General features: G+C 73.6%; 24 protein-coding genes. 9 read left to right on the top strand and 15 right to left on the bottom strand.

Going from position 1 to position 24,746, the window contains the following annotated elements; genetic code table 11:
- The first annotated feature begins 44 nt into the window (after positions 1-44).
- Complete coding sequence (locus ACWG52_RS02115) at positions 45-1,322, top strand: alpha/beta hydrolase (RefSeq protein ID WP_389802285.1); 1,278 nt, start codon at positions 45-47, stop codon at positions 1,320-1,322.
- Here the strand turns inward: ACWG52_RS02115 and ACWG52_RS02120 are convergent.
- Positions 1,300-2,775, bottom strand: a complete 1,476-nt coding sequence (locus ACWG52_RS02120) for a carboxylesterase/lipase family protein (RefSeq protein ID WP_453127623.1) — start codon at positions 2,773-2,775, stop codon at positions 1,300-1,302. The genes ACWG52_RS02115 and ACWG52_RS02120 overlap by 23 nt on opposite strands.
- A gap of 154 nt (positions 2,776-2,929) precedes the next feature.
- Here ACWG52_RS02120 and ACWG52_RS02125 point away from each other — a divergent pair, with 154 nt between their 5' ends.
- Both ACWG52_RS02125 and ACWG52_RS02130 read left to right on the top strand, forming a co-directional pair.
- Positions 2,930-3,226, top strand: a complete 297-nt coding sequence (locus ACWG52_RS02125; RefSeq protein ID WP_389802282.1) for a hypothetical protein — start codon at positions 2,930-2,932, stop codon at positions 3,224-3,226.
- Between the two features lie 97 nt (positions 3,227-3,323).
- Positions 3,324-3,611, top strand: coding sequence for a chaplin (locus tag ACWG52_RS02130; protein ID WP_030761160.1), 288 nt, complete (start codon positions 3,324-3,326; stop codon positions 3,609-3,611).
- Between the two features lie 108 nt (positions 3,612-3,719).
- Here ACWG52_RS02130 and ACWG52_RS02135 read toward each other — a convergent pair whose 3' ends face one another.
- From ACWG52_RS02135 to ACWG52_RS02160, 6 genes are all read right to left on the bottom strand, one after another.
- The gene (locus ACWG52_RS02135; protein WP_389802279.1) at positions 3,720-4,583 is read right to left on the bottom strand and encodes a tyrosinase family protein; all 864 of its coding nucleotides are present in this window, start codon (positions 4,581-4,583) and stop codon (positions 3,720-3,722) included.
- A 30-nt stretch (positions 4,584-4,613) separates the two neighbouring features.
- A complete protein-coding gene (locus tag ACWG52_RS02140) occupies positions 4,614-4,982 on the bottom strand; it encodes a tyrosinase family oxidase copper chaperone (protein ID WP_033216442.1) in 369 nt (122 codons plus the stop codon).
- A 59-nt stretch (positions 4,983-5,041) separates the two neighbouring features.
- Positions 5,042-5,581: a GNAT family N-acetyltransferase gene (locus ACWG52_RS02145; RefSeq protein ID WP_033216441.1), complete on the bottom strand. Its 540-nt coding sequence runs from the start codon at positions 5,579-5,581 to the stop codon at positions 5,042-5,044.
- A 122-nt stretch (positions 5,582-5,703) separates the two neighbouring features.
- Positions 5,704-6,819, bottom strand: coding sequence for an acyl-CoA dehydrogenase family protein (locus tag ACWG52_RS02150; protein WP_389802274.1), 1,116 nt, complete (start codon positions 6,817-6,819; stop codon positions 5,704-5,706).
- Positions 6,816-8,009, bottom strand: coding sequence for an acyl-CoA dehydrogenase family protein (locus tag ACWG52_RS02155; RefSeq protein ID WP_453127627.1), 1,194 nt, complete (start codon positions 8,007-8,009; stop codon positions 6,816-6,818). The genes ACWG52_RS02150 and ACWG52_RS02155 overlap by 4 nt, the downstream gene beginning before the upstream one ends.
- Positions 8,006-8,983 (bottom strand): NADPH:quinone oxidoreductase family protein, encoded by a 978-nt coding sequence (locus ACWG52_RS02160; protein ID WP_389802268.1) that lies wholly within the window; start codon positions 8,981-8,983, stop codon positions 8,006-8,008. The genes ACWG52_RS02155 and ACWG52_RS02160 overlap by 4 nt, the downstream gene beginning before the upstream one ends.
- A gap of 211 nt (positions 8,984-9,194) precedes the next feature.
- On the opposite strand from ACWG52_RS02160, the gene ACWG52_RS02165 reads away from it, so the two are divergent.
- The 3 genes from ACWG52_RS02165 (at position 9,195) to ACWG52_RS02175 (ending at position 12,115) form a co-directional block, all read left to right on the top strand.
- Positions 9,195-10,313, top strand: a complete 1,119-nt coding sequence (locus ACWG52_RS02165) for a hypothetical protein (protein WP_389802266.1) — start codon at positions 9,195-9,197, stop codon at positions 10,311-10,313.
- Positions 10,314-10,375: 62 nt separating this feature from the next.
- Positions 10,376-11,278, top strand: coding sequence for an SDR family oxidoreductase (locus ACWG52_RS02170; protein WP_389802263.1), 903 nt, complete (start codon positions 10,376-10,378; stop codon positions 11,276-11,278).
- A 36-nt stretch (positions 11,279-11,314) separates the two neighbouring features.
- Positions 11,315-12,115, top strand: a complete 801-nt coding sequence (locus tag ACWG52_RS02175) for a hypothetical protein (RefSeq protein WP_389802260.1) — start codon at positions 11,315-11,317, stop codon at positions 12,113-12,115.
- Here ACWG52_RS02175 and ACWG52_RS02180 read toward each other — a convergent pair.
- A complete protein-coding gene (locus ACWG52_RS02180) occupies positions 12,102-12,935 on the bottom strand; it encodes an enoyl-CoA hydratase/isomerase family protein (protein ID WP_033217115.1) in 834 nt (277 codons plus the stop codon). The two genes, ACWG52_RS02175 and ACWG52_RS02180, sit on opposite strands and share 14 nt — an antisense overlap.
- 72 nt (positions 12,936-13,007) lie before the next feature.
- Positions 13,008-13,769, bottom strand: a complete 762-nt coding sequence (locus ACWG52_RS02185; protein ID WP_389802257.1) for a PIG-L deacetylase family protein — start codon at positions 13,767-13,769, stop codon at positions 13,008-13,010.
- 18 nt (positions 13,770-13,787) lie between these two features.
- Between ACWG52_RS02185 and ACWG52_RS02190 the strand changes: the two genes are divergently transcribed.
- Positions 13,788-14,579: an MBL fold metallo-hydrolase gene (locus ACWG52_RS02190; protein ID WP_390138604.1), complete on the top strand. Its 792-nt coding sequence runs from the start codon at positions 13,788-13,790 to the stop codon at positions 14,577-14,579.
- A gap of 48 nt (positions 14,580-14,627) precedes the next feature.
- On the opposite strand, the gene ACWG52_RS02195 is transcribed toward ACWG52_RS02190, so the two are convergent.
- The 3 genes from ACWG52_RS02195 to ACWG52_RS02205 form a co-directional block, all read right to left on the bottom strand.
- Complete coding sequence (locus ACWG52_RS02195; RefSeq protein WP_389803297.1) at positions 14,628-15,932, bottom strand: alpha/beta fold hydrolase; 1,305 nt, start codon at positions 15,930-15,932, stop codon at positions 14,628-14,630.
- Positions 15,933-16,061: 129 nt separating this feature from the next.
- Positions 16,062-17,147 carry an S-(hydroxymethyl)mycothiol dehydrogenase gene (locus tag ACWG52_RS02200; RefSeq protein WP_389802252.1) on the bottom strand — a complete coding sequence of 362 codons (1,086 nt, stop codon included), beginning with the start codon at positions 17,145-17,147 and terminating at the stop codon, positions 16,062-16,064.
- Positions 17,148-17,220: 73 nt separating this feature from the next.
- Positions 17,221-18,186: a LysR family transcriptional regulator gene (locus ACWG52_RS02205; protein ID WP_389802249.1), complete on the bottom strand. Its 966-nt coding sequence runs from the start codon at positions 18,184-18,186 to the stop codon at positions 17,221-17,223.
- A 71-nt stretch (positions 18,187-18,257) separates the two neighbouring features.
- Here ACWG52_RS02205 and ACWG52_RS02210 point away from each other — a divergent pair, with 71 nt between their 5' ends.
- Complete coding sequence (locus tag ACWG52_RS02210; protein WP_389802247.1) at positions 18,258-19,190, top strand: dihydrodipicolinate synthase family protein; 933 nt, start codon at positions 18,258-18,260, stop codon at positions 19,188-19,190.
- Positions 19,191-19,635: 445 nt separating this feature from the next.
- Positions 19,636-20,358 (top strand): transglycosylase SLT domain-containing protein, encoded by a 723-nt coding sequence (locus tag ACWG52_RS02215; protein ID WP_389802244.1) that lies wholly within the window; start codon positions 19,636-19,638, stop codon positions 20,356-20,358.
- An 18-nt stretch (positions 20,359-20,376) separates the two neighbouring features.
- Here ACWG52_RS02215 and ACWG52_RS02220 read toward each other — a convergent pair whose 3' ends face one another.
- From ACWG52_RS02220 to ACWG52_RS02230, 3 genes are read right to left on the bottom strand one after another with little or no spacing between them, the layout of a single operon-like run.
- Positions 20,377-21,282 (bottom strand): squalene/phytoene synthase family protein, encoded by a 906-nt coding sequence (locus ACWG52_RS02220; protein WP_389802241.1) that lies wholly within the window; start codon positions 21,280-21,282, stop codon positions 20,377-20,379.
- A 53-nt stretch (positions 21,283-21,335) separates the two neighbouring features.
- Positions 21,336-23,036, bottom strand: a complete 1,701-nt coding sequence (locus ACWG52_RS02225; RefSeq protein WP_389802239.1) for a serine/threonine-protein kinase — start codon at positions 23,034-23,036, stop codon at positions 21,336-21,338.
- Between the two features lie 27 nt (positions 23,037-23,063).
- Positions 23,064-24,695 carry a peptide-N4-asparagine amidase gene (locus tag ACWG52_RS02230; protein WP_389802236.1) on the bottom strand — a complete coding sequence of 544 codons (1,632 nt, stop codon included), beginning with the start codon at positions 24,693-24,695 and terminating at the stop codon, positions 23,064-23,066.
- Between the last annotated feature and the right edge of the window lie 51 nt (positions 24,696-24,746).

The following is a 24,746-nucleotide window of genomic DNA, read 5'->3' on the forward strand; positions in this document are numbered from 1 at the left end:
ACCCCGCCCCTTCTGGGGCAGCAGCAGCCGGAGAGCCACCGCACATGTCGTACGCACCCGACGGGCAGCAGTACCAGCCGTACCGGCCGGAAGGACAGATACCGCAGCCGCCCCACGGCGACCCGCACGCCCAGCCGTACGGACAGCAGCCGCACCGGCAGCCCCAGGGGCAGCAGCCCAGGCACGGGCAGCAGGCGCAGTACGCACCGCAGGACCCGTACGAACAGACGGCGCGCTACGGACCGCAGGATCTTTTCCCCGAGGAGCCGCCGCGCCGCCGCAAGGGACGCCGCCGGCTCATAGCCGGCGCCTCCGTGCTCGCGCTCGCCGGTATCGCCGCGCTCGTGCTGAACCACTTCGAGATACCCCCGTTCACCGACAAGGGCTCGTCGGTGTCCTTCGGGCAGGGGCCCGCGGGTGGCAAGAAGAACGACGCTCCCCCGCCGAACTCCAAGATGCTCATGCCGACCGGGCCGACCGCCGAGTTCAAGAACACGATGACCCTCGCGGACGGCACGCACGTGGCCGTCACCACGCTGGACGGCAAGAAGTCCGGCTTCAAGGGCAAGGTCTGGGTCTGGGCCCCCAAGGAGTACAACGACCCGAAGTTCGCCAAGAGCGGCTTCCCGGTCCTGATCGCCCTCCCGGGCGGCGCCGGTTACCCCAGCAACTACTGGATGGGCACCGATCTCGGTCTCCAGACCAGCATCAGCAAGTGGTACGGGGAGGGCAAGAGCAAGCCCTTCATCCTGGCCATGCCGGTGCTCAATCCGGGGCCGGACGACAAGGGCGTCTACTGGGACGGCTCCGACATCCCCGGCCAGCCCAAGATGGGCACCTGGCTGACCGAGGACGTCCCGGACCTGATGAAGGCGAACTTCCGCACCGTCAAGTCCCGTGACGGGTGGGCCTTCATGGGCTCCTCCACCGGTGGTTTCGCGGGCATGAAGGCCGTGCTGAAGCACCCGGACAAGTTCAAGGCCGTGATCGCCTCCGGCCCGGACATCGTCCCGGACTCCTCCCTGTGGAAGGGCCACGACAAGGAGAAGGCCGAGAACAACCCGGAGCTGCTGGCGAAGCACCTCATCGACACCAAGGGGCCCGAGGTCTACCTCGCCTTCCAGGTCGGCGACAGCGAGAACAACAAGAAGACGCTGCCCGACGTGCAGAAGTTCGTCGCCACCTACGGCAACAAGGGCCCCATCCACGCCGAGTTGAAGGTCATCAAGGGCGGCCAGCACAACGCCAAGACCTATGTGCCGAACATGGGTGAGGGACCGATCCAGTTCATCAGCAAGGTCATGGAAGGGCCCGTCGAGTAACCACCGACGCGCGCGCACCATCGAGTTCCGGCCCGCCGAACACCTTCGGCGGGCCGTCGCCGTTCCACGCCGCCCAACCCGGATCGCCCGTCACCGCGAACCGCACCCAGGCCGCGTGCATCTCGTCCGCGAGCGCCTGCGGGGTGTCGGGTCCGGCCAGCCAGGCGGACTCCGGCGCCGCGAGCGTGTCGAACACGAAGCCCAGCTCCAGGGCGTGACAGGCGCCCAGGCCCGGAAGCCCGGAGGGCCAGGCGAACTCGTACACGAAGCTCGGCGCCGCCCGCCGGGCCCCGGCGAGCCGGCGCAGCGGATCGCGCAGCAGCCCATCGGTGAGCAGTTGTCCGGCGAGTTCGGCGGGACCGGCGGCGGGCAGTACGGCGCGCAGCGCCCGTACGGCGGCGCGGTCCTTGCCGGAGCGGGCGCGGGCGAGCGCGACGGCGAGCGGGCCCAGTCGGTCCAGCAGCCGCATCCCGCCGGTGGGGGCGAGCCACAGCCGGTATTCGTCTCGCGTCCAGCCCAGGAGCAGCGGTACCTCGTCGGAGGCGGCCGCGGCGCACAGGGTGTCGAGGGGGTCGGCCGGAATCGTGTCCGGGTCGGTGACCAGGCCGAAGGCGGGTCCGCCGACGAGCGGGCCGGATCGGCGCAGGACGGCCGCCTGTGCGGCGAGCAGGTCGGGCAGGGAGGTGGCCGTGAAGGCGGCGGCGGTGGCGTCGACCTTGAGCAGCGAGGCCATCCGGCGGACCATGGCGCGGACCTTGGGGCGCGCCACGACCTCAGGAGCCCCGCTCTGCAGGACGGCGCGGGCGAAGAGCCCGGCCGCGCCCGGGGCGGCCAGGAGGGCACCGATGCTGATGGCGCCGGCGGACTCGCCGAAGACGGTGACCCGGTCGGGGTCACCGCCGAAGGCCGTGATGTTCTCGCGCACCCAGGTGAGGGCGGCGATCTGGTCCAGCAGGCCGCGGTTGGCGGGGGCGTCGGGGAAGAGGCCGTAGCCGAGGACCCCGAGCCGGAAGTTGCAGGAGACGAGCACGACCCCGTCGCGGGCGAAGGCGGAGCCGTCGTAGACGGGGACGGCCGAGGAGCCGCGGGTGTGCGCCCCGCCGTGGATCCAGACCATGACGGGCAGCGACGCCCCGCGGGCCGGGTCCGGGGTCCACACGTTCACGTTCAGGCAGTCGTCCCCGGGGACGACCGGGTCGGGCAGCAGGGCCGCGAAGGTGTCCGGGTAGGGCACCTTGGGCGCGGTGGGGCCGTAGGCGCCGCAGTCCCGTACGCCGTCCCGGGTGGGCGGGGGCGCGGGCGCCGCGAAGCGCAGGGCGCCGACGGGCGGGGCCGCGTACGGGATGCCCCGGAAGACCGCGGTCCCATCAGGTCCGGTCCGGCCCTCGACGACGCCGGCCGTGGTCCTGACCCGCGGTCGGTGGCTGCCGGCGGGCGCGCCCTCTGCGCTCATCTCGTCCTCCTGCGCTGACGATGCCGGGGGCGGTGCCCGTGCGACGGTCCCGCCGTGGCACCGTCGCACAGCCGTCCAACGGGTGACAAGGCGTGACCGGGTCCGGGCCCGCCCCGGTTGGACGGGCATGCGATTCCTGCGTATCCACCATGCCGTGCCCCTCCTGCTTCTGGCCGGCGCAACGCTCCTGGCCGGTCCGGCGCGGGCCGCCGCCGGGTCCGACTTCCAGTACGTCGGCCAGGACGACCGGGTCCACGGCCTCACCGCCCCCCGGGGGTGCGTCGAGGCGGAGGGCGGGGGCGCCCGGGCCGTCACCAACGGCACCGGCAGCTCGGCGACCCTGTACGAGCGGCCCGGGTGCTCGGGGCGGGTCCTGCGGGTCCTGCGGCCCGGTGAGGTCGGTCAGGTGCGGCCGTACTTCGCCTCCGTCCGGTTTTCCGTCACCGGGTAGGCGCATCGGCCGTGACCCCTCGGCCGCCCCCGCGTTGTATGCCATGTCAAATGCCACAGATTCTGTGGCGCCCCACATATCTCATGAGGAGATCTTGATGTCGCGTATCGCGAAGGCATTCGCCATCACCGCTGTCACCGGTAGCGCCGTGGTCGCCGGTGCGGGTCTGGCTGTCGCCGATGCCGGAGCGCACGGTGCGGCGGTCGGCTCCCCCGGTGTCCTGTCGGGCAACCTGCTCCAGGTTCCGGTGCACGTCCCGGTCAACGTCTGCGGCAACACCGTGAACGTGATCGCCCTGCTGAACCCGGCGTTCGGCAACACCTGCGTCAACGCCTCCGGCGGCGGCGCCGACCACCACACCGAGGGTGGCGACTACGGCCACTGATGGCCTGATCGGCTGATCCGCTGATCCGCCGATCGACGGAAGGGCCCCCGCCACCCGGCGGGGGCCCTTTCCCCTTGCCCGCTGCGCGCGCACGCGGCGCACGCCACGTCATTCGTAGCGGTACAGGCCCTGGTGGCCGGACATCTCGCGCGGGGTGACGTTCCACGGCGGCATCGGCTCGTCGAGGGCGATCACCCGGCCGCGCTGGACATCGCCGACGGCGAGCGGGGCGGCGGGCAGGTAGCCGGAGCCGGGGTGCTTCTGCTGCCAGCGGTCCCAGATCAGGTCGACGAAGGCGTGGTGCAGCCAGAACGCCGGGTCGTTGGGCGCCGTACCGCCCGTCATGTGACCGCCGATCCACTGGTGGACCTTGTTGTGATTGCGCCAGCGCTCGCTCCTGGGGGCCGACCAGCCCTCCAGCTTGTTGCGGAAGCCGCCCGCGGTGGCCGTGGAGTCCCAGGGGGAGACGTCGTAGGTCGGATCGTCGATCGCCCACCGGAGCTCGGCCGCGGTGGGCAGGGTGATCGGGTTCTGCGGCCGGCCGAGGTTGCGGGTGAGGAACGCGGACTCGGTGATACCGACGGTCACCGTCCAGTTGCCCGTGTCGTAGGCGAACGGCCCGGTCATCACCTTGCGGTCGCTCGCGCGGCCGGTGCCGCCGAGGAAGTCGTCGGCCCAGAGGGAGGAGACCGGGCTGGTGTCGGTGGTCCAGTCCCAGTACGGGACGCTCACGCCGGGGTCGATCTCCTGCAACTGCCTTTCGAACTCCAGCAGATACCGCCGGTGCCACGGGAAGAAGGACGGGGACATGTGCCCCACGCGCAGCTTGCGGGCGCGGTCGGGCACGAAGTACTTGTCGTGGGTGCGTACCAGGGCGTCGTAGGCGCCGTTGCGCTTGAGCTCCAGCACCGCCGCGGTGAACCGCTTCTTCTGGGCGCTGGTGAGGTTCTTCTGGTTCTGCCGAACGTGCAACGCGGGGCTCCTCCCGTTCCCGTGGGTCAGTCAGCCGTGGTGCGGGGCCGCGAAGGCGAGCTGGGCGGTGCCCAGTTCGTCGACGGCGGCCCGGGCCACTTCCAGTGGCGTGGAATAGGACTGGAAGTGGTTGATGCCGCTGAGGTAACTGCCGTCGGCCCGGCGCATGACGTGCAGCGGGCGGCCGTCGATCCGGACCCCGGCGACGTCGACGGCGATGTGCCGGCCGCGGTAGGTCTCCTCCTCGGCCAGCGGCGCCGGGGTGACGGTCTGCCGGGGGCGCCGGGCGCGCAGCACGGGGGCCAGCGCCGCGGCCGTACCGGCGAGCACGGCCGCGGTGAAGGCCGTACGGAGAACGGCGCGGCGGGTCAGTGGTGCGGCGGGCGATGCTGCGGACATACGGACTCCCTCGCTCGGTGGCCGGCGGCTACGGGTCTAACGCCGCGCGGCGGGCGAGGTCACCGGTGGGCGCGCCCGAGCTGCTTGTAGAACAGGGTCGTGGGGTGGAGCCGGCCCTCCGGGTCTGTGGCGTAGTCGGGGATGGTGCCGGCCTCCGTCCAGCCCGCGGAGCGGTAGACGCGTTCGGCCCCGCTGCCGGTCTCGGTGTCCAGGAAGAGCAGCACCACCCCGGCGCGGGCGGCGGCCGACTCGGCCTCGGCGAGCAGGGCGCGGGCGGTGCCCCGGCCGCGGGCGGCCGGGTGGACCATGAGTTTGCGCAGTTCGGCACGGTGGCGGCCGTTCGCCTTGGTTTCGCGGTACCAGCTGACGGTGCCGTCGATCCGGCCGTCGTCACCGGTGCGGGAGACCCACAGGGCGAGGGAGCCGTCCTCGACGGCGGGCAGCAGGGAGTCCCACCAGGCGGCGGCGCCGTGCCGGTCGAGCCCGGCGAGGAAGCCGAGGGAGGAGCCGCCGTCGACCACGGCGAGGAGCAGGGCGGCGAGTTCGTCGCGGTGGGCGCGGAGCGCGGTGGCGGAGAGGGCGGTGATGGTGGCCGTCATGGGGCGAGGATAGGGACCGGCCGGTGGCCCGCCGCAGGCGGGGCGGGGTGCGGCGGCCGTCACGCGGCCCTGCCGTGGCGCCCCGGCCGGCCCGGCGTCGGGGCCGGCCGGGGCGCCACGGCTCACGGCGCGGGGAGTTCCGCGAAGTCCGCGACCAGGCCCCGGTGGTGGCCCGCCGTGCCCAGGGCCAGGGAGTCGGCCTTGGCCCGCTTGAGATAGAGGTGGGCGGGGTGTTCCCAGGTCATGCCGATGCCGCCGTGCAGCTGTACGCACTCCTCGGCGGCCCGGACGGCCACGCCCGAGCAGTAGGCCTGGGCCACGGCGACCGTCAGCGGGGCGTCGGGGGCCGAGGTGGCGAGGGCGTCGGCCGCGGCCCGCGCCGCCGCCCGCGCGGAGGCCACGTCGAGCCAGAGCCGGGCGAGGCGGTGCTTGAGGGCCTGGAAGGAGCCGACGGGGCGGTTGAACTGGTGGCGGCCCCGGACGTGGCCGACGGTCTCCGTCAGGCACCACTCGGCGATCCCGAGCTGTTCGGAGGCGAGGAGTCCGGCTCCGGAGAGCAGGGCTCCGGCGATGGCCGCCCGGGCCGTTCCCAGGTCGGCCAGGCGGGTGCCCGCGGCCGCTTCCAGCGTGACGGTCGCGAGCGGGCGGGTCAGGTCCAGCGGGACGCTCGGTGTCAGCCGGGCCGCTGCGGCCGGGACGGCGTGGAGCCCGGTGTCGGCGAGGACCAGCAGGACGTCGGCGGCCACCGCGTCCGCCACGGAGGTGATCGTGCCGGTCAGGATCCCGTCGCCGAGGTCCCGGACGGGGGCCGGGAGGGGCGCGCCCGGGGCCGACGTCAGCGGCACGGCGGGGACGCACACCGTGCTGCCGGAGGCCAACTCCCGCAGCAGCGGGGCGGCTTCCGCGGTGTCGCAGCCGAGCAGGATCTCCGTGGCGAGGACGGCGCTCGTCAGGTAGGGCGCGGGCGCCACGGCCCGGCCCAGCTCCTCCAGGACCACGGCCGCCTCGCGGTGGCTCGCGCCCTGCCCGCCGAGCTTCTCGGGAACGAGGAGCCCGGCGGCGCCGATCCCGGCGGCCAGGGTGTGCCAGAGCGCCGGGTCGTGCGGGCTGCCGGTCTCGGCCCGCTCCAGGACGCTCTTCGCGTCGCAGCGGTCGGTGAGGAGGGCGCGTACGGCGGAGCGGAGCTCCTCCTCGGCCTCGGAGTAGAGCAGGTCGGTCGGTGCCGCCGCGGTGGTCATCGGCTCAGGTCCTTCCAGGCGAGGTCCTTGTCGTCGCGCGGCTCGGGGGGCAGGCCGAGGACGCGTTCGGCGACGATGTTGAGGAGGATTTCGCTGGTGCCGCCCTCGATGCTGTTGCCCTTGGCGCGCAGGTAGCGGTAGCCGGCCTCGCGGCCGGTGAAGTCGACGCCTTCGGGCCGGCGCATGGTCCAGTCGTCGTACAGGAGGCCCTCCTCCGCGAGGAGTTCGACCTCCAGTCCGCTGATCTCCTGGTTGAGCCGGGCGAAGGTGAGCTTCATGCCCGATCCCTCGGGGCCGGGCTGTCCGGCGACGAGCTGCTGACGCAGCCGTTCCCCGGTGAGGCGGGCGACCTCGGCCTCGACCCACAGTTCCAGCAGCCGCTGGTGGAGGGCGTGGGTGCGCAGCTCGGGGCGTTCGCGCCAGGCGGCGGCGACGGGGGCGATCATGCCGCCCTCGCGTGGGATGCGCATGCCGCCGATGGAGACCCGTTCGTTCATCAGGGTGGTGCGGGCGACCGCCCAGCCCTCGCCGACGGCGCCGAGGCGGTGGGAGTCGGGGATGCGGACGCCGGTGAGGAAGACCTCGTTGAACTCGGCCTCGCCGGTGATCTGGCGCAGCGGCCGGACCTCGACGCCCGGGGCGTGCATGTCGCAGAGGAAGTAGGTGATGCCCTGGTGCTTGGGGAGCCCGGGGTCGGTGCGGGCGATCAGGATGGCCCAGCGGGCGGTGTGGGCGCTGGAGGTCCACACCTTCTGCCCGTCGACGATCCAGTCGCCGGAGCCGCTCTCGCGGACCGCGCGGGTGCCGAGCGCGGCGAGGTCGGAGCCGGCGCCGGGCTCGCTGAAGAGCTGGCACCAGACCTCCTCGCCGGTCCACAGGGGGCGCAGGAAGCGCCGCTTCTGCTCGTCGGTGCCGTAGGCGAGGATCGTGGGGGCGGCCATGCCGAGGCCGATGCCGATGCGGCGCGGGTCGTTGTCGGGGGCGCCGGCGGCTTCCAGTGCGGCGTCGACGACGACCTGGAGGGAGCGGGGCGCGCCGAGGCCACCGAAGCCCTCGGGGTAGTGGACCCAGGCGAGTCCGGTGTCGAAGCGGGCGCGCAGGAACGCGCCGCGGTCGGTGTCGGCGGGCGGGTGGGCGGCGAGCAGGTCCTGGACGCGGGTGAGCAGGTGCTCGGCGGTGATCACGGTCATCGGGTCACACCCGGCTGCCGGGGCATGGCCAGGACGACGCGGCCGGTGGTGGTCCCGTCGGCGAGGCGCTGTACGGCGTCGGCGACGGCGGGGAGTGCGACGAGTTCGCTGATGAGGGGCTTGACGGCGCCTTCGTCGGCGAGGCGGGTGAGTTCGGTGTGGCAGGCCAGGATCGCGGCCGGGTCCTTGGTCGCGTAGAGGCCCCAGTGGAGGCCGAGGATCGAGTAGTTCTTGACGAGGGCGTGGTTGAGGGCGGGGGTGGGGATGGTGCCGCTCGCGAAGCCGACGACGACGATGCGGCCCTCGAAGGCCACGCACTTGGCGGAGGCGGTGTACGAGTCGCCGCCGACGGGGTCGTAGACCACGTCGGCTCCGCGCCCGCCGGTGAACTCCTTCACGCGGGCGACGACGTCCTCGGTCGTCCGGTCGATCACGAGGTCGCAGCCGAGTTCCTCCGCGGCGGACACCTTGGCCTTGCCGCCGACGACCCCGATGACGGTGGCGCCCGCGGCCTTGCCGAGCTGGACGGCGGCGCTGCCGACCCCACCGGCGGCGGCGTGTACGAGGAGGGTCTCGCCCGGCTGGAGGCGCGCCCGGCGGTGCAGGCCGAACCAGCCGGTCTGGTAGCCGATGTGCAGGGCGGCGGCCTGGGCGTCGTTCAGGCTCTTGGGGGCCGGCAGCAGGGCGCGCTCGGAGGCGATCACGTACTCGGCGAAGCCGCCGTGGGGCAGGCTCGGGGTGGCGATGACGCGGCGGCCGTCGTCGGTGAGGCCGCAGATCTCGACGCCGGGGGTGAAGGGCAGCGGCGGGCGGATCTGGTACTGGCCGCGGACGAGCAGCGCGTCGGGGAAGTTGAGGTTCGCCGCGAGCACCTGCAGCCGCACCTCGCCCTCGCCCGGGACCGGTTCGGGAATCTCTTCGAGGCGCAGGGCCTCTCGGGGTTCGCCGGGGGTATGTACTCGCCATGCCTGCATCCGGGGCCTCCAGCCGCCGTCGATGAACCACGCTCCGCGCGCATACTAAGCGGTCGCTTGCCCTTCTGTGAACCGTCGGCCGGGGTGGAGAACCATCGGGTCCGGATCAACACGCGTCATTCAGGCCACATCCGCCTCAAGATCAGGCAACATGTGGCGTGCACGTGTCATGACTCAACGGGGAACAGCACCTGTCCAGGGGGGACACCACATGAGAAGAAGCATGTCCGCGGCCGTCGCCGCCGTCGTTCTGACCGGCCTCATCACCGCGGCCGGCCCGGCCGTGGCGGCCGACGCGAAGTGCGCACCGAAGATCCAGGTACTCGGCTCGATCGGCGACGAGTCGTACGCGCGCGACGTGATGCAAAGCCAAGGCGTCTTCGACCTCGGCGCGGGCGACCTCGCCGTCGGCGTCTCGGGCCACAAGCCCGTCTACTGGACCGGCACCACCGTGCACCGGGTCCCGCTGACCGACCCGAACCGGACGGGGCAGGTGCTCGCCGTCAACGCGCACGGCCTGATGGTGGGCGTCCTGCACGTCTTCGGGGGCACCTCCCCCCTGTTCACGTACCAGGCGGGCGCCGCGTCGATCACCCTGCTGCCGGACAGTGACGGCTCCTACCGGGAGGCCGACATCAACGACGCCGGATTCGTGGTCTCCCGCGCCGACGGCGGGACCGGCGCCGTCTGGAAGGACGGCCAGAAGGTCCGCGAGCTGCCCGTCCCGGCCGACGCCGGCCCGGAGACCCGGATCACGACGGTCACCGCCATCAACAACCAGGGCGACATCCTCGGCATGGCGACGCAGGACTATGAGGTCCCCGAGACCGGCCAGCACCTGGAGGGCACCCACCCGGTGCTGTGGCCGGGGGACGGCACGGCCGCCCGGCTGCTGGCTCCCACCGGGAACGACAGCTACGTCCAGGACATCGACGAGAGCCGCCGGGTCGTCGGCTACGACTGGGCCGGACCGTGGCACGAGTACACCCCCGTGATCTGGGAGCCCCCGCTCACCGGGCCTGTCACCTCTCCCGGGGGCCTGAGCTCGCACCCGTACGCCACCTTCGAGGCGATCAGCGCGCACACGAACCTCACCGTCGGCACGGCCAAGTTCCACCCGGAGCAGCTGACCCTGCCGGACCAGGCGCTGCTGAAGTCCGGCTCCGGGCCGGTCAAGGCCCTGCCGCGGCTGGCCTCGGGTGGGGCGAGCATGGCCGACGCGGTCTCGGACACCGACCGGGTCGGTGGGGCGGCCGTGAACGCGAAGGGCAAGCTCAAGCCGGTGATCTGGACCTGCGCGACCAAGCAGGCCTACAACCCGGGAAGTTGACCCGGCGGCCGGGCACGCTTCGGGCATGGTGATCTGAGCCCCGGCACGCTATCGATGGGCGCATGGAGAACCCTCCGCGCGGGCTGCCCGCGCCACCGGCGCTCGGCGCCGCCGCCCTGCCCCCCGGTACCTACGCGGGGCAGGTGGTCCTCGTGACCGGCGGCGGCACCGGGCTGGGCAAGGCCATCGCCACCGAGTTCGCCCGGCTCGGCGCCGATCTGGTGATCGCGAGCCGGCGCGCCGAGCAGCTCAAGGCGGCGCGGGAGGAGTTGGCGGCCGTCCCCGGCGCGGGCCGGGTGACGGCCGCCGTCTGCGACATCCGGGATCCGGAGCGGGTCGCCGATGTCTTCGACGCCGCGCAGGCGGCCTTCGGCCTGCCGGACGTGCTGGTCAACAACGCCGCCGCGAACTTCCCCTCCCCGGCCGAGGATCTCTCGCCCAACGCTTGGCGGGCGGTGGTCGACATCACGCTGACGGGCACCTGGTTCATGACGCGCGAGTTCGGTCGCCGCCACCTCGCCGCGGGCACCGGCGGCTCGATCGTGAACATCGGCGCCTCGTACGCCTGGACGGGCGGGCCGGGCTTCGCCCACAGCGCCGCCGCCAAGGCGGGGGTGAAGAGCCTCGTGGAGACACTCGCCGTCGAGTGGGGCCCGTACGGCATCCAGATCAACGGGCTCGTTCCCGGGCTGTTCCCGCACGGGGACATGAGCGAGGACATCCGGGGCGGCCTGGAACGTGCCGCGCCCGACGCGAAGGACGCCCGGCAGCCCGCCCTGCGCGTCGGCGCACCGCGTGAACTGGGCTGGGCCGCCACCTTCCTGGCCTCGCCGTACGCCCGGTTCGTCACCGGGCACACCCTGGTGGTGGACGGCGCGAACTGGCAGCGCCGCTCGGTGGTCAACCCCGAGGTGGTCCCGGTCCGCACCCAGCTGGGCCGCGGCCCGTTCACCCCCTCCCCCTGAGCACCGGTTGTCGGTGGGCGGTGCGAGGATCGGGGCATGTCTCTCGCCGAACTGACCCTTGACCGCTGGCGTTCGCTCGACCTGGCCGCCGCCGGACGCTTCGCCGACGAGGCCGCCACGCAGGTGGGCGGCCGGGTGGTGCTGCTCGACGCCGTCGAGCACCTCGGCCGTCCGCTGCACCGCGTGCTTGTCGAGCGTGAGGGGCGCCGGTTCGCCCTCGTACCCGGCGGGAGCGTGCGGCTGGGCTTCGACCTGGACGCCTGGGAGCCGACGCCCGCGCAGGCCGCCGACTACGCGGAGAGCGTGGAGGAGGGGTACGGGTACGGGCACGAGGACCTCAAGGCCTATCTCGCCGACGTACTCAGCCCGCCGCGCACCGCGACGCTCGCGACGGTGCTCATGGCCGTGGAGGACGAGGCCCTGACCGAGCACGTGGCGGACATGCCGGCCGCCCTGGCAGCGCACGGGCTGCGGATACCGGGCGCCGACGAGTGGGAGCACGCGTGCGGGGCCGGGGCCGGCACCTTGTTCCGGTGGGGGAACGACTGCCCCCTGGACGAGCCCTCGTACGGCAGCGGGGACGTGCGCCACCGGCCGAACGCCTTCGGGCTGCACATCGCCTACGACAGCTACGGCACGGAGCTGAGCGGGGACCCGACCGCGGTGCACGGCGGTGACGGCGGCGAGGCCGTCTGCGGCGGGTACGGCGATCTTCTCGGGTGGCTGCCGCTGGCGACCGCCAACCGCAACCCGTACGCGGCCGAGTTCACCTACGGCCCGGACGGCGAGGGCATGTACGAGGAGTTCTCGACCCGACCCGTGCTCAGCCTCCGCTGAACCGCGGGGGCCGACGGGCGGCCTTGGCCGTGTAGCCCTCCCGGCAGTCCTCCGAGGTGAGGGTGAGGGCCGCGGTCATCGCCACCCGGTCGAGGGCCGCCGGGAGGGCGGCGTCGGCGTAGCCGTCGATCGCGCGCTTGATGCCCTGGACCGCGAGCGGCGCATTGTCGGCGATCTCCCGTGCCACGGCGCGGGAGGTGGCCTCCAGTTCCTCGCCGGGGACGAGCAGTTGGACCAGATGCAGCCGGTGCGCCGTCGCGGCGTCGATGCGCCGGCCCGTCAGGGCCAGGTACTTGGCCCAGCCCGCACCCGCCTCGCGGGCGATGCGGAGGTCGCCGCCCGCGTCCACCGCGACACCCAGCCCGGCTTCCGGCAGGGCGAAGACGGCATCCTCGGCCGCCACCCGGACATCGGCCATCAGCGCCAGCTCGAAGCCGAAGCCCAGGCAGTAGCCCTGGACGGCGGCCACCACCGGCTGCGGGAGGCGGGCGAGGACGGCGAACCGCTCGTGCACCCAGCGGATGCCCTCGTAGTAGTTGCGGGTGCGCTCGGCCGGGGAGCCTCCCGTGACGGCGCCGCCCGGCGCGGTCACGTCGATGCCCGCGCAGAAGGCCCGCCCCTCGGCCCGCAGCAGCACCGCCCGGACGGACGCATCGAAGCGGATCCGGTCCGCGAGCAGGCCGAGCTGGCGGGTGGACTCCCAGCTCCAGCCGTTGAGCTTGTCCGGGCGGCACAGGGTGAGGACGGCGAGGCCGTCCGCGACCTCCAGCCGGATCCGCTCCTCACCCTCCGCGATCTCCGTGGAGATGGTGTCGATCACCGTGTCCCGCACCCCCGGCCCGATGGCTGACGACCCGCCGAACTGACGGATCGTCAGACTAGGGGTGGTCGGTCAGCGGGGGAAGACCTCGAACGCCACGGCCGGACGCCCGCCGAACCGGGCCGCGGCCTGCTGGGCGTTGCCGGTGAGGAAGGTGCGCACGTACTCCTCGGGGTCCTGGTCCGTGAGCACCTCGATGTACGCCTTGTGTTCCAGCAGGGACTTGATCGAACGCTCCAGCCCGGGGCCGGCGTCGACCGCGTGCGTCGGGGTGCTGGACCCGGCCACCGCGACCCAGCGCACGCCGTTCCAGGGCTCCAGACCCTGCTCGATCAGCTCGGGGAAGATCCAGCGGTTCCCGGCGTCACCGGCCGCGTCCAGCACGGCCCGGCCGACGGCCTTGTGGTCGGGGGTGTTCCAGTAGCCGCCGCCCTGCGCGCCGCCCCAGGTGTCACGGTGGTTGAGCGTGACGATCAGCTCGGGCCGGTGCCGCCTGATGGCCGCCGCGATGTCCCGGCGCAGGTCGAGGCCGTACTCGACGACGCCGTCGTGGTGGTCCAGGAACTCCACCTCGGACACCCCGACGACCGCCGCGCTCGCCCGCTGCTCCGCCTCGCGCAGCGGACCGCAGGTGGCGGGGGCGATGCTGTCGATGCCCGCCTCGCCGCGCGTGGCGAGGAGGTAGACGAACTCCCGGCCCCCGTCCGTCCAGTGCGCGATGGCCGCCGCGCACCCGTACTCCAGGTCGTCGGGGTGCGCGACGACCGCGAGGGCGCGCGTCCAGTCGGTGGGCATGGGCTGCAAGGCGGCCTGCTGATCAGGTTGTTCGGTCATGTCTCGCACAATAGGCGAATGGAGAGACATGGGCGGGTGGTGGCGCTGCTCGACGCCACGGGGATCTTCTTCGAGCCGGCCCGCACGGCCTTCCCGGGCGCGAGCGAGGCCGCGTGGGAGCGGGCCGGGCGGCTGGACCCCGGCGCGATCGGGCCGGACGGGACCTGGGCGCTCGACTTCCGGTGCTTCGCGATCGCCCGGCCCGGGGGCCGCTGGGTGCTGGTGGACGCCGGGGTCGGACCGGCGCAGTCCCCCGCCGCCCCCTGGGCGCCGGTGCCGGGGCGGCTGCCGGACGCCCTCGCCGAGGTCGGCATCGCGCCGTCCGACGTGGAGACGGTCGTCCTGACGCACCTGCACGAGGACCACGCGGGCTGGTCGTCGGGGGCCGACGGGCAGCCGCTCTTCCCGGCGGCCCGGTACGTCGTACAGCGCGCGGAGGTGGCCGCGCTCGACCGGGCGGACCCGGTGTGGGACTGGACGGTGGCGCCGCTCCGGGCGAGCGGGCAACTGCACGAGGTGGACGGGGTCCATCGGACGGCCCCCGGCATCACCCTGCTGCCGACGCCCGGGCACACCCCCGGGCACCAGTCGGTGCTGGTGGACCAGGGCGCCGGGGCCCGGGACGTGGTGGTCACCGGGGACGTGCTGGTGCACGCGGTCCAGCTCGGGGACCCGGCGGTGCCGTACTCCCACGAGCGCGACCGGGAGACCGCCCGGGCCTCCCGGGAGGACCTGTTGGCACGGGCGAGGGAGCGCGGTGCCCTGCTGGCGACCGCGCACCTGACCCGCGCCTTCGTGGAACCCGGCTGACCGGGGCCCCGGCCGACCGTGTCTCGGCCGACCCGGGCCCCCGCCGGCTCAGATCTCGTCGCGGGCCAGGGACAGCAGCCGGTCCAGGACGCGGGGGCCGCCCGCGCGGACGCCGTCGTGCTCGAACTCGTCCGTCACCCAGGTCCGCAGGCCCCGGACGGACCGGGCCGTCTCCAGCGAGTGCGCGGTGTCCACGTACATGTCGTCGTGGTAGACGGCGGCGGCCACCGGCACCTCGTTGGCGGCCAGGCGCGCCGGGTCGTAGAGGGGCTGCCAGCCGGTGCGGGCCGCCAGGAGTTCCGCGGTCTCGCGCAGGGGGGCCAGGGCCGGGTCGGTGGTGAAGTGCCAGGGGTGGATGGTCTCGCCGGTCAGGAGCAGCGGTTCGTCGCCCGCGAGCGCCTTGTCGGCGTCGAAGCGGGGGTGGTTCGCGCGTACCCGTTCGGCGGCCCAGGCGGTGGGCGCGGTGGGGTCCTGGGCGTAGATCGCCTCGTGGACCAGCGCGTAGAGGGGGTGCCCGGCGAAGGAGAGCTGGGCGCGGACGCCCTCCAGGAAGGCGTCGGAGAGGGTGGGCCCCGCGGGGGTCGGCACGAAGGCGTCCTCCAGCAGGTGGTGGAGCTGGTGGCTGCCGTCGCCCCCGCCGAGGAGGATGCCGAGGGACTGGAACCCCTCGACGGTGAGGCGGTGGCCGCCGGGGAGTTCGGTCGGGGTCCGCGCGAGGTGGGCGGCGATGCGGCGGACGCGCTCGACGTCCATCGGGTACCGGGCGTAGTGGGCCAGGTTCTTGCGTGCGATGCGGGGGTACGCGGCCTCGTACACCTCGTCGGCGGTGGCGGTCAAAGACGGGAGGCCGCCGGTGACGAGCGCGGCGGTGAGGCCTTCGGGCGCGGTGGAGAGGTAGTGGATCGTGCAGAAGCCGCCGAAGCTCTGGCCGAGCACGGTCCAGGGCGCGCCGCCGGTCAGGCCGGGGCGGATGGTTTCGGCGTCGCGCACGATGGAGTCGGCGCGGAAGTGGGCGAGGTACTCGGCCTGCTGGGCGGGGGTGCCGCGCAGGGGCAGGGTCTGCCGGTTCACCGGGGTGGAGCGTCCGGTTCCGCGCTGGTCGAGGAGCAGCACCCGGTACTCGGTCAGCGCCCGCTCCAGCCAGGCCTGGCGGCCGATGAAGCGGCGGGCGCCGAAGCCGGGACCGCCCTCCAGGTAGAGCAGCCAGGGCAGCGTCTCGGGGTCCTTGCCGGCGGCCACGACCTCGCGGGCGTACAGCTCGATCCGCTCCCCGTCCGGGCGCGTGTGGTCCAGGGGGACGGAGAACCGGTGGTCGGTGACGACCGTGCCGGGCTGGCGGTAGCTGTGTGCGATGGTCACGGACGGCCCCCAGGGGTACGAGGAGATGAAGGACCGCGCCCCGGCCGGGTGGCGGCGGGGGCGCGGGGTGGTGGCCCTGAGTCTACGGAGGGCCGGGTCCGGCCCGATGGGCCGGACGGGGTGTCAGAACTCGACGACCGAGCGGAGGACCTCGCCGCGCTCCATCCGGGCGAAGGCGTCCTCGACGCCGTCGAGCGGGATCGTCTCGGAGACGAAGGCGTCCAGGTCGAGGCGGCCCTGCAGGTAGAGGTCGATCAGCAGCGGGAAGTCGCGCTCGGGCAGGCAGTCCCCGTACCAGGAGGACTTCAGGGCGCCGCCGCGGCCGAAGACGTCGAGGAGCGGGAGTTCGAGCTTCATCTCCGGGGTCGGCACGCCCACCAGGACCACCGTCCCGGCCAGGTCGCGCGCGTAGAAGGCCTGCTGGTACGTCTCGGGGCGGCCCACGGCGTCGATGACCACGTCGGCGCCGTTGCCGCCGGTCAACGCCTGGATCGCCTTGACCACCTCTTCGGTGCGCCCGTTGACGGTGTGGGTGGCGCCCAGACCCCGGGCCCACTCCAGCTTCCGGTCGTCCAGGTCCACCGCGATGATCCGCGAGGCGCCCGCGAGGCGGGCGCCGGCCACGGCCGCGTTGCCCACTCCACCGCAGCCGATGACGGCGACGGAGTCGCCGCGCCCGACGTTGCCGGTGTTCAGGGCGGCGCCGAGGCCGGCCATCACCCCGCAGCCCAGGAGGCCGGCGGCGGCCGGGGCGGCCGCCGGGTCCACCTTGGTGCACTGGCCGGCCGCGACCAGGGTCTTCTCCGCGAAGGCGCCGATGCCGAGGGCCGGGGAGAGCGGGGTGCCGTCCTCCAGGGTCATGGGCTGGGTGGCGTTGTGCGTGGCGAAGCAGTACCAGGGGCGTCCGCGCTTGCAGGCGCGACAGGTGCCGCACACCGCGCGCCAGTTGAGGATCACGAAGTCGCCGGGGGCGACGGACGTGACGTCCGGGCCGACCGATTCGACGACTCCGGCGGCCTCGTGGCCGAGGAGGAAGGGGAATTCGTCGTTGATCCCGCCCTCCCGGTAGTGCAGGTCGGTGTGGCAGACCCCGCAGGCCTGCACCCGGACGAGGGCCTCGCCGGGTCCCGGGTCGGGCACGAGGATCGTCGTCGTCTCCACCGGTGCGCCCTTGCTCCGGGCGATGATCCCTCGTACGCGATGTGTCACGTCGTACCCCGCTCTGATCGATTCCGTCTGGATCAACGAACGTACACGGACGGCACGCGGTACGGGAGTTGTGTCACGTTCCGGCGCGCGACCCGGCCAGATCCGGCGGTACGGCGGCCCGAAGCGCCGCACCGAAGGCCGCCACGGCCGGGTGCGCGCCGGCTCCGCTGCGGAAGGCGAGGTTGGTACGCCGTTCCATCAGCAGTCGGGTGAGTCGTACGGCCGGATCGGCCGGGCCCGTGACCCCGAGCTGCGGGACGACGGCCACCCCTTGGCCCGCCGCGACGAGGGCGAGCACGGTGGCGAACTCGTCGACCTGGTGGCGTACCCGTGGGGTGAAACCGGCGGCCTGGCAGGCCCGGACGGTCATGGCGTGGCAGAGGGTGCCGGGGGTGGCGGTGATCCAGGGCGCCTTGGCGTGCGTACGCAGGACAGCGCCCTGGTCGGATCCGCCGGACGGGTCGGGGGCCTCGGAGGGCCGTGTCCCGGACGGGTCCGGGGCCTCGATGGCGGGCGCGGCCAGGTACATCGCCTCGCCGTAGAGCGGTTCGGTGGCCAGTCCCGGTTCGGGCTCGGCGGGTACGAAGTCGTACTCGTGCACCAGGGCCACGTCCAGGTCCCCGGCCCGCAGGGCGTGCGCCACCGCCGCCGGGTCGGTCTCCGAGACCATCGGCTCCAGCCCCGGGTGGCGCCGGGCGAGGGTGATCAGCGCGGCCGGGACGATGGCCCGGGTGGCGGTGGGGAAGGCGCCGATCCGCAGGGCTCCGGCCAGGCCCCCGCGCGCCTCGGCGAGGTCGGCGTCGGCCCGCTCCAACCGTTCGAGGACGGCCTCGGCGTGTCGGACCAGGTTCTGGCCGGCCGGGGTGAGGCGGACCCCGCGGCCGGTGCGCTCCAGCAGGGGCAGGCCGGCCTCCCGTTCGAGGACGTTGAGCTGCTGGGAGACCGCCGAAGGGCTGAAGGTGAGGGCCTCGGCGACGGCGGCGATGGTGCCGCGGCGGGCGAGTTCGCGCAGCAGGCGCAGGCGTCGTACATCGAGCATCGGCTCAGCTTACGGGTCGAGTAAGAAAAGCGAACTGGATTTGATCCTTCGGGCGGGCGAGGCTCTTGGGCATGGCACAGGACATCGCACAGGACATCACGCAGGACATCGTGGAGACCCTCCCGTCGCACGGGATCCACGTACCGCTCGTCACCCCCTTCACCCGCGGCGGGGAGGTCGCCGTGGAGGCGCTGGAGGCGCTGGCCCACGAGGTGCTCGACGCGGGCGCCACCGGCATCGTCGCGCTCGGCACCACCGCGGAGGCGGCCGGCCTCGACGAGGCGGAGCGAGACCTCGTCACGGGGGTGTGCGCCCGGGTCTGCGGGGAGCGGGGCGTGCCGCTGACGGTCGGGGCGGGGGCCGGGGGCACCCGGGCCGCCGAGGCCTCGCTGGCCCGGCTGACCCGGTGGCCCGAGGTGCGGGCGGCGCTGGTGACCGTTCCGCCGTTCGTCCGGCCCGCGGCCGCCGGGGTGCTGGCGCACTTCACGCGACTGGCCGAGGTGAGCCCGGTCCCGCTGATCGTCTATCACATCCCGTACCGCACGGGGCAGCCGCTCGACGCGGCCACGCTGCGGGCGCTCGGGGCGCTGCCGGGGGTCGCCGGGGTGAAGTACGCGGGTGGCGGCATCGGCGAGGAGGCGGTGGCGCTGCTCGGCGACCTGCCGTCCGGGTTCGAGGTGCTGGCCGGTGACGACGTGTACCTGTCCCCGCTGCTGGCGCTGGGTGCGGCGGGCGGGATCCTGGCCTCGGCGCATCTGGCGACGGACCGCTTCGCGGAGCTCGCCGCGGCTTGGCGGGCGGGCGACGTGGCCACGGCCAGGCCGCTGGGACACGCGCTGGCCCGAATGTCGGCGGCGACCTTCGCCGAGCCGAATCCGGCGGTGCTCAAGGGTGTCCTGCACGCCCAGGGGCGCATCCCGACCCCGGACGTCCGCCTGCCCCTGCTGCCGGCCTCCCCGGGGGCGGTGGCGGCCGTCACAGCCATGTTGGAGCGACTGGGGTGACGGCCGAGCCGTCGAGGCGCCCCTGAGGCGACCGAGGCACCCCGGGGGCGCCCCTGAGGTGCGCACCGGCCGGCGATACGCCGGAAAGAATCCTCTATGGGCGATTTACCACCTACGGGCCGGTCGCCCGAATGAGGGTGTCCGAGAGCGGACTTGCCCGTATTGGCCGCCGGGCCGGCGACCCGTGATGTGAGCCACACCGAACACCTCAACATCATTTCCGCAGAACAGCCGATTCCCTTTTCCCGGAAAGGGAATCGGCTTTTGCATCGATACCCCTTCAAGGTCATTTACCCGGCCGATAGCGAGATGTCGATCTATCGGTGGAATTCGGGTCTTGTTCCCGCGTGGCGGGCTCGCCTACGGTCACCTCGTTCCTGGTGGTCAGCTGCCGAATACGGCCGCCGCCCGGGATCTCCCGTCCCCCCACGTGAGGAATTCCGCCATGCCTGCAAAGGGTAAGCACCGTCGGCCGAAGCACTACCGGATCACCCGCAAGCTGGCGCTCGCCGGCACCGGTGGCGCGGCCCTCACCCTCCCGCTGATCAGCGCCACCTCCGCCGGGGCGGTGGAGACGGCCGCCGCCCCCACCACGTATTCCGTGGTCGCGGGCGACACCCTTTCGGAGATCGCGGCGAAGCATTCCCTGAGCGGTGGCTGGCAGCAGCTCTACGCGGCGAACCGGAGCGTCGTCGGCGACGACCCGTCGATCATCCGGCCCGGCATCAAGCTGAAGCTCGGCGTCCAGGCGGAGACCGAGCGTGCGAGCCGGTCCGCAGCCCGGACCACCCTCACGCCCGCGGCCGCGCCCGCCGCGAAGCCCGCGGCCAAGCCCGCCACCACCTACGCGAACAATCTCGACGGGTGGATCCGCGAGTCCCTCGCCGTCATGGCGAAGCACGGTATTCCCGGTTCCTACAACGGAATTCACCGCAATGTGATGCGGGAGTCCTCGGGCAATCCGCTGGCGATCAACAACTGGGACATCAACGCCCGCAACGGAATCCCGTCCAAGGGGCTGCTCCAGGTCATCGACCCGACCTTCCGCGCCTACCACGTGCCCGGCACCTCGCAGAACTCCTACGACCCGGTCGCCAACATCACCGCTGCCTGCAACTACGCGGCCGCGCGCTACGGCTCGATCGACAACGTCAACGGGCCCTACTAGGAATCTCCCCGAACCGGTTCACACCGGACGACGCCGGGCGGCGCGGACGAGGATCCGCAGGGGCGCCGCCAGGCCGTATCCGATGTCCCGGCGCAGGGCGGCGGCTCCCGCCCGCTCCACGGCGGTCAGCTGGTGCGCCATCAGCTCCGCCATCGTCGCGATGACGGGACGCAGTCCAGGTTCGGCGAGATCGAGGATGCCGTGCGTCGCGTCCAGGGCGCTACGGGCACGCCGGCACTCGGCGGCCAGCAGAGCGCGCACGGCCGGGGTGTCCCGGGCCTGTTCCAGGTCGGCGCGGGTCACGGAGTGCTCGTCGAGCCGGGCGCGCGGGATGCAGAGCCGACCGTCCGCGAGGTCCCCGTGGAGGTCGGCGAGGAAGTCCACGCGCTGGGCGGCGTCGACGAACCGCCGCCAGCCCGCGGCCTGTTCCGGGTCGGGGCCGCCCCGGTACTGCAGTCCGGTGAAGACCAGCACCCCGGGCCAGGCGTAGGCGTCGAGGTAGGCCTGGAAGTCCTCCTCCGCGGCGAAGCCGTCGAAGCCGGCCTCGGCGGTGGCGGCGCCCTCCAGGAACCGGGAGACCCAGTGCGGGGGCAGGCCGCGGGAATCCACCGCGTGCGCGTAGGCCCGCAGGAGGGGGTCGGGGCCGTCCCCGGACTTCAGGGCCGCCTCCACCCGCTCGGACAACGCGGCGAGACCGGCGGCCCGTTGCCGGGGGGTACCGGTCTCGGCGACATCGTCGACCAGGTTCATGAAGGCGAGACCGGCGGCGAGGGCGGGCACCAGCGGCGGCGCGGCCAGCAGCCGCAGCGCCAGGTACGGGGCGGACTCGCGGCGCAGCACCCGGCGCGCGGCGTGCGTGTAGTCCTCCCGCAGCCGGGTGCCGCGGACACCGGCCGCCGTGAGGGTGTTGCGCCAGCTGGGCATCGTGGTCGTGCTCCTGAACCTGTCGGACCGCGGGTGTGTACGGATGGACGAGGTCAGAACTTGGTGGCCTTCTTGACCTTGCCGTCGATGCCCGCGAGCAGATAGCCGCCGCGACCGTACTCGTCGGTGACGTAGGGCCGCATCGCGGGGACCTGATCCATCATCCAGGGGTCGATGATCACATAGGTCGAGGTCGGCTTCTCGACGCCGAACTCCTTCTTCGACTGCTCCAGCAGGCCCGGCACCGCGTCCCAGTTGACGGTCGCCATGTCGATGAGCGGCTCGCCCTCCTCCACCGTGCCGTCCGGGCCGGTGCGCTTGGCGGCGCCGTCGCGGTACTGCCAGGCGTCGACGGTGTCGGCGCCGGGGGCGGTGGGAATCGACGCGAGGACATACCCCTCGTAGACCGTGAGGTCGACGAAGGTGGTGGTGCCGGTCTTCTCCTTGAGGGCGTCCAGGGCGATCCGGATGTTCTGCGGGGTGAGCATGCTGCCGCGGGCCGCGACGCTCTTGGACGTGCTCGCCTTCGCGCCCGGGGTGGACGCCGGGGTGCCGGCCGGCGTGGCCACGGCGGGCCGGGTGGCACGGGAATCCGCCACGTCGTCGTCGCCGGACTTCCCGTCGGGCATCCACTGGACGATCCCGACGACGGCGGCCGCCAGCACCACCGTGAGGGCCGCGCCGATCAGGGCCGGGCGTCTGCGCGTCGCGTTCGTCAGCCGGACGGGCGTGGTCGGAGCCCCGTACGGGGAGCCGCCCTGGCCGAACGGAGGCGGGGTGGGCGGGCCGTACGGGCCGCCGTACGGCCCGTACTGACCCGGGACGACGGGCGCGGCGGGTGCGACCGGTACGGAGACGGCCGGAGCGGCGGCGACCGGCGATGCGCCCGCCGCGTGGCCGGATCCGAGGGCGGCGCTCGCGTCCCGGAGCAGTTGTTCCAGCTGCGCCCCGTCGGGCCGCGCGGCCGGGTCCCGTACGAGCAGCCGTTCCAGTACGGGCGCCAGCGGGCCGGAGCGCACGGGCGCCGGGATCGGCTCGTCGAGCACGGCGACGACCGTGGCCAGGCTGGTGGCCCGGCGCAGCGGATGGACGCCCTCGGCGGCCACGTAGAGCAGCATGCCCAGCGACCACAGATCGGAGGCGGCCAGCCCCTCCTCCCCGCGGACGCGTTCGGGCGCGATGTACTCGGGCGAGCCGATCAGCACCCCGGTGGACGTGAGTCCCGTCGAATCGTGGAGGGCGGCGATGCCGAAGTCGGTGAGCACCGCCGACCCGCTGGGCCGCAGCAGCACGTTGGCGGGCTTCACGTCGCGGTGGAGCACGCCCTCGTCGTGCGCGGCGCGCAGCGCGGAGAGCACGTCGAGGCCGAGCCGCACCACCTCGGCGGGCGGCATGGGGCCGGACTCCAGGCGGTCGTGCAGGGAGCCGCCCCGGACCATCTCCATGACGATCCACGGGTGTCCGTCGGTGCCCTGCGCGGGCTCGACGATGTGGTGGATCGTCACGACGTGGGGGTGGGCGAGGCGGGCGAGGGCGCGGGCCTCGCGGACGGCCCGTTCGCGCATCTGATCCGCGAGGCCGGGTTGGGCGGCGGCGGTCGCCGGGTCCGGCGGGCGCACCTCCTTGAGCGCGACCTCGCGGTGCAGGGCGATGTCGCGGGCGCGCCACACCGTACCCATGCCCCCGCTGCCCAGGGGTGCGACCAGCTCGAAACGGCCGTCGATCAGCTGTCTGCCGGCCTCACTCGTATCCATGGCCGCTCATCGTAAGGGGCGGCCGGCTCAGCAGTGCCGGCGGTCCACCGTGAGCGTGCCCTGGACGGTGGCCACCGTTCGGTCGTAACAGCCGCCGGGTGCGGCGGACCCGTACAACCGGTAGCGGGAGGAGGTGGTGGCGACCGCGTGCCGCTGGTCGCGCGGGACGTTCGCGGTGTAGGTGGCGTCGCCGGTGTACCGGTCGTCGAGCCGGGAGCTGCCGACGGTCCGCCCGCCGCGACGGGTGACGGTGTCGGCGCGGTCGCCGAGCGAGAGGACGGTGCGCAGCCGGTCGCCGGCGCCGAGGGTGGTCTCGCCGTCCATCGTGTAGGTGCGGGTGGTCCGGGTGGTGGTGGGTCCGTGCGTCACGCTCTCCTCGTCGGTCCAGGTGGCGGTGAGCGCGTCCTGGTTCTCGCCGTCGGTCCAGCGGTGCACGGAGGTGTTCCGCACGGCGCGCGTGACGGTGGTGGCCACCCGGCCGTGGGAGGTGTTCAGGTGCCCGGCGACGGTCAGCCGGTGGCCGCCCTCGGTGTCCAGGCGGTGTTGCGCGCCGGGGGCCGCCGGGGTCCAGTGGGAGTGGCCGGTCGGATCACTCCCCTCGTGCCGGGTCAGGGCGCCGGTGACGATCTCCCGGCCCTCGTCCTGCCAGAGCAACAGGTTGGTGGGGGTGCTCCAGCCGCTCTGTCCGGCGGGGACCCCGGCGACGGAGACCTCGATCCGGTGCGGGCGGCCGTCGTTGAGGAGCGCGGCGTAGGGGGTGAGGTCGTAGCGGATCGGCTGGACGTCGAAGGCGCGCGGGCCGGGGGTGACGTACCAGAGGAAGGGGTTGGACCAGCCTCCGGTCCAGACGGTGGGGAAGGGCGCGGCGATGCCGGCGAGTTGTCCGTCGACCGAGACGCGGACCTCGCGGTAGGGGCCGTCGGCGGCCTTGCAGGAATACGGGGCTGCGTCCGGGGTGGTCATGTACCAGTACTCCTCGCAGCCGCCGCCCGAGCCGGTGGCGTACACCTCGGCGAGGAGGCGCTCCGTGTTGCGGGGGGTGGTGACCGAGGGGGTGGTGAGGGGCAGGACGCGGTCGGGGGTGTCGGGGGCCGGGTCGCGGCCGTCGGCGGCGTAGAAGGTCAGGGTCACCTTGACGTCGATGACGCCGGTGTAGGTGTCGTCGACGACGTTGCCGATGAGCATCTCGACGGGTTGCGGGCGGGCGAGGGTGTCGCGGTAGCGGGTGACGTCCTTCTCGACGGACCAGGTGATGCCGTCGGGCGAGGGTTGCGGGGTGGAGGTGCGCAGGATCTCGACCCCGCCGAGGGAGAGGTGGCCGAGGCGGTCGTACTGGCGTCCCTGGACCTTGCCGTCGAGGCGCAGGACGACCTTGGCCCAGCCGTTCGTGCCGCAGGCCGCGGGTGGTGTGTAGCTGCCCCGGTAGGGCGTGAAGTCGCGGAACCGCGCCTCCGCGAGGGTCACCCGGCAGGAGCGGGTGGCGGGTCGGGCGACGGGCGGGGCCGCGGTGAGCGGGTCGTGCCAGTCGGTGCCGAACTCGGCGGGCGGCGGGTCCACGACCGGGGCTCCGGCGGCGGCCGCGGGTCCCGCGGCCGCCAGGGTGGCGGCGGTCAGCGCGATCGCGCCGAGCAGGCCGGTGATCCGGTGTCGTCGTCTCATGGGCCCGCAGTGAAACCCGGCCGGCCGGGGCCGGGCCAGGGCCGGTGCTCC

This window comes from Streptomyces sp. CLCI03 (assembly GCF_053615355.1).

Bases quoted from the DNA above. Each gene is read 5' to 3' on its own strand.
- ACWG52_RS02145 (WP_033216441.1), bottom strand. From the start codon at position 5,581: ATGACGGCCACCATCACCGCCCTCTCCGCCACCGCGCTCCGCGCCCAC.
- ACWG52_RS02215 (WP_389802244.1), top strand. From the start codon at position 19,636: ATGCCTGCAAAGGGTAAGCACCGTCGGCCGAAGCACTACCGGATCACC.
- ACWG52_RS02230 (WP_389802236.1), bottom strand. From the start codon at position 24,695: ATGAGACGACGACACCGGATCACCGGCCTGCTCGGCGCGATCGCGCTG.
- ACWG52_RS02115 (WP_389802285.1), top strand. From the start codon at position 45: ATGTCGTACGCACCCGACGGGCAGCAGTACCAGCCGTACCGGCCGGAA.
- ACWG52_RS02205 (WP_389802249.1), bottom strand. From the start codon at position 18,186: ATGCTCGATGTACGACGCCTGCGCCTGCTGCGCGAACTCGCCCGCCGC.
- ACWG52_RS02170 (WP_389802263.1), top strand. From the start codon at position 10,376: ATGGAGAACCCTCCGCGCGGGCTGCCCGCGCCACCGGCGCTCGGCGCC.
- ACWG52_RS02150 (WP_389802274.1), bottom strand. From the start codon at position 6,819: ATGACCACCGCGGCGGCACCGACCGACCTGCTCTACTCCGAGGCCGAG.
- ACWG52_RS02120 (WP_453127623.1), bottom strand. From the start codon at position 2,775: ATGAGCGCAGAGGGCGCGCCCGCCGGCAGCCACCGACCGCGGGTCAGG.
- ACWG52_RS02175 (WP_389802260.1), top strand. From the start codon at position 11,315: ATGTCTCTCGCCGAACTGACCCTTGACCGCTGGCGTTCGCTCGACCTG.
- ACWG52_RS02210 (WP_389802247.1), top strand. From the start codon at position 18,258: ATGGCACAGGACATCGCACAGGACATCACGCAGGACATCGTGGAGACC.
- ACWG52_RS02140 (WP_033216442.1), bottom strand. From the start codon at position 4,982: ATGTCCGCAGCATCGCCCGCCGCACCACTGACCCGCCGCGCCGTTCTC.
- ACWG52_RS02160 (WP_389802268.1), bottom strand. From the start codon at position 8,983: ATGCAGGCATGGCGAGTACATACCCCCGGCGAACCCCGAGAGGCCCTG.
- ACWG52_RS02190 (WP_390138604.1), top strand. From the start codon at position 13,788: ATGGAGAGACATGGGCGGGTGGTGGCGCTGCTCGACGCCACGGGGATC.
- ACWG52_RS02185 (WP_389802257.1), bottom strand. From the start codon at position 13,769: ATGACCGAACAACCTGATCAGCAGGCCGCCTTGCAGCCCATGCCCACC.
- ACWG52_RS02165 (WP_389802266.1), top strand. From the start codon at position 9,195: ATGAGAAGAAGCATGTCCGCGGCCGTCGCCGCCGTCGTTCTGACCGGC.
- ACWG52_RS02220 (WP_389802241.1), bottom strand. From the start codon at position 21,282: ATGCCCAGCTGGCGCAACACCCTCACGGCGGCCGGTGTCCGCGGCACC.
- ACWG52_RS02130 (WP_030761160.1), top strand. From the start codon at position 3,324: ATGTCGCGTATCGCGAAGGCATTCGCCATCACCGCTGTCACCGGTAGC.
- ACWG52_RS02155 (WP_453127627.1), bottom strand. From the start codon at position 8,009: ATGACCGTGATCACCGCCGAGCACCTGCTCACCCGCGTCCAGGACCTG.
- ACWG52_RS02225 (WP_389802239.1), bottom strand. From the start codon at position 23,036: ATGGATACGAGTGAGGCCGGCAGACAGCTGATCGACGGCCGTTTCGAG.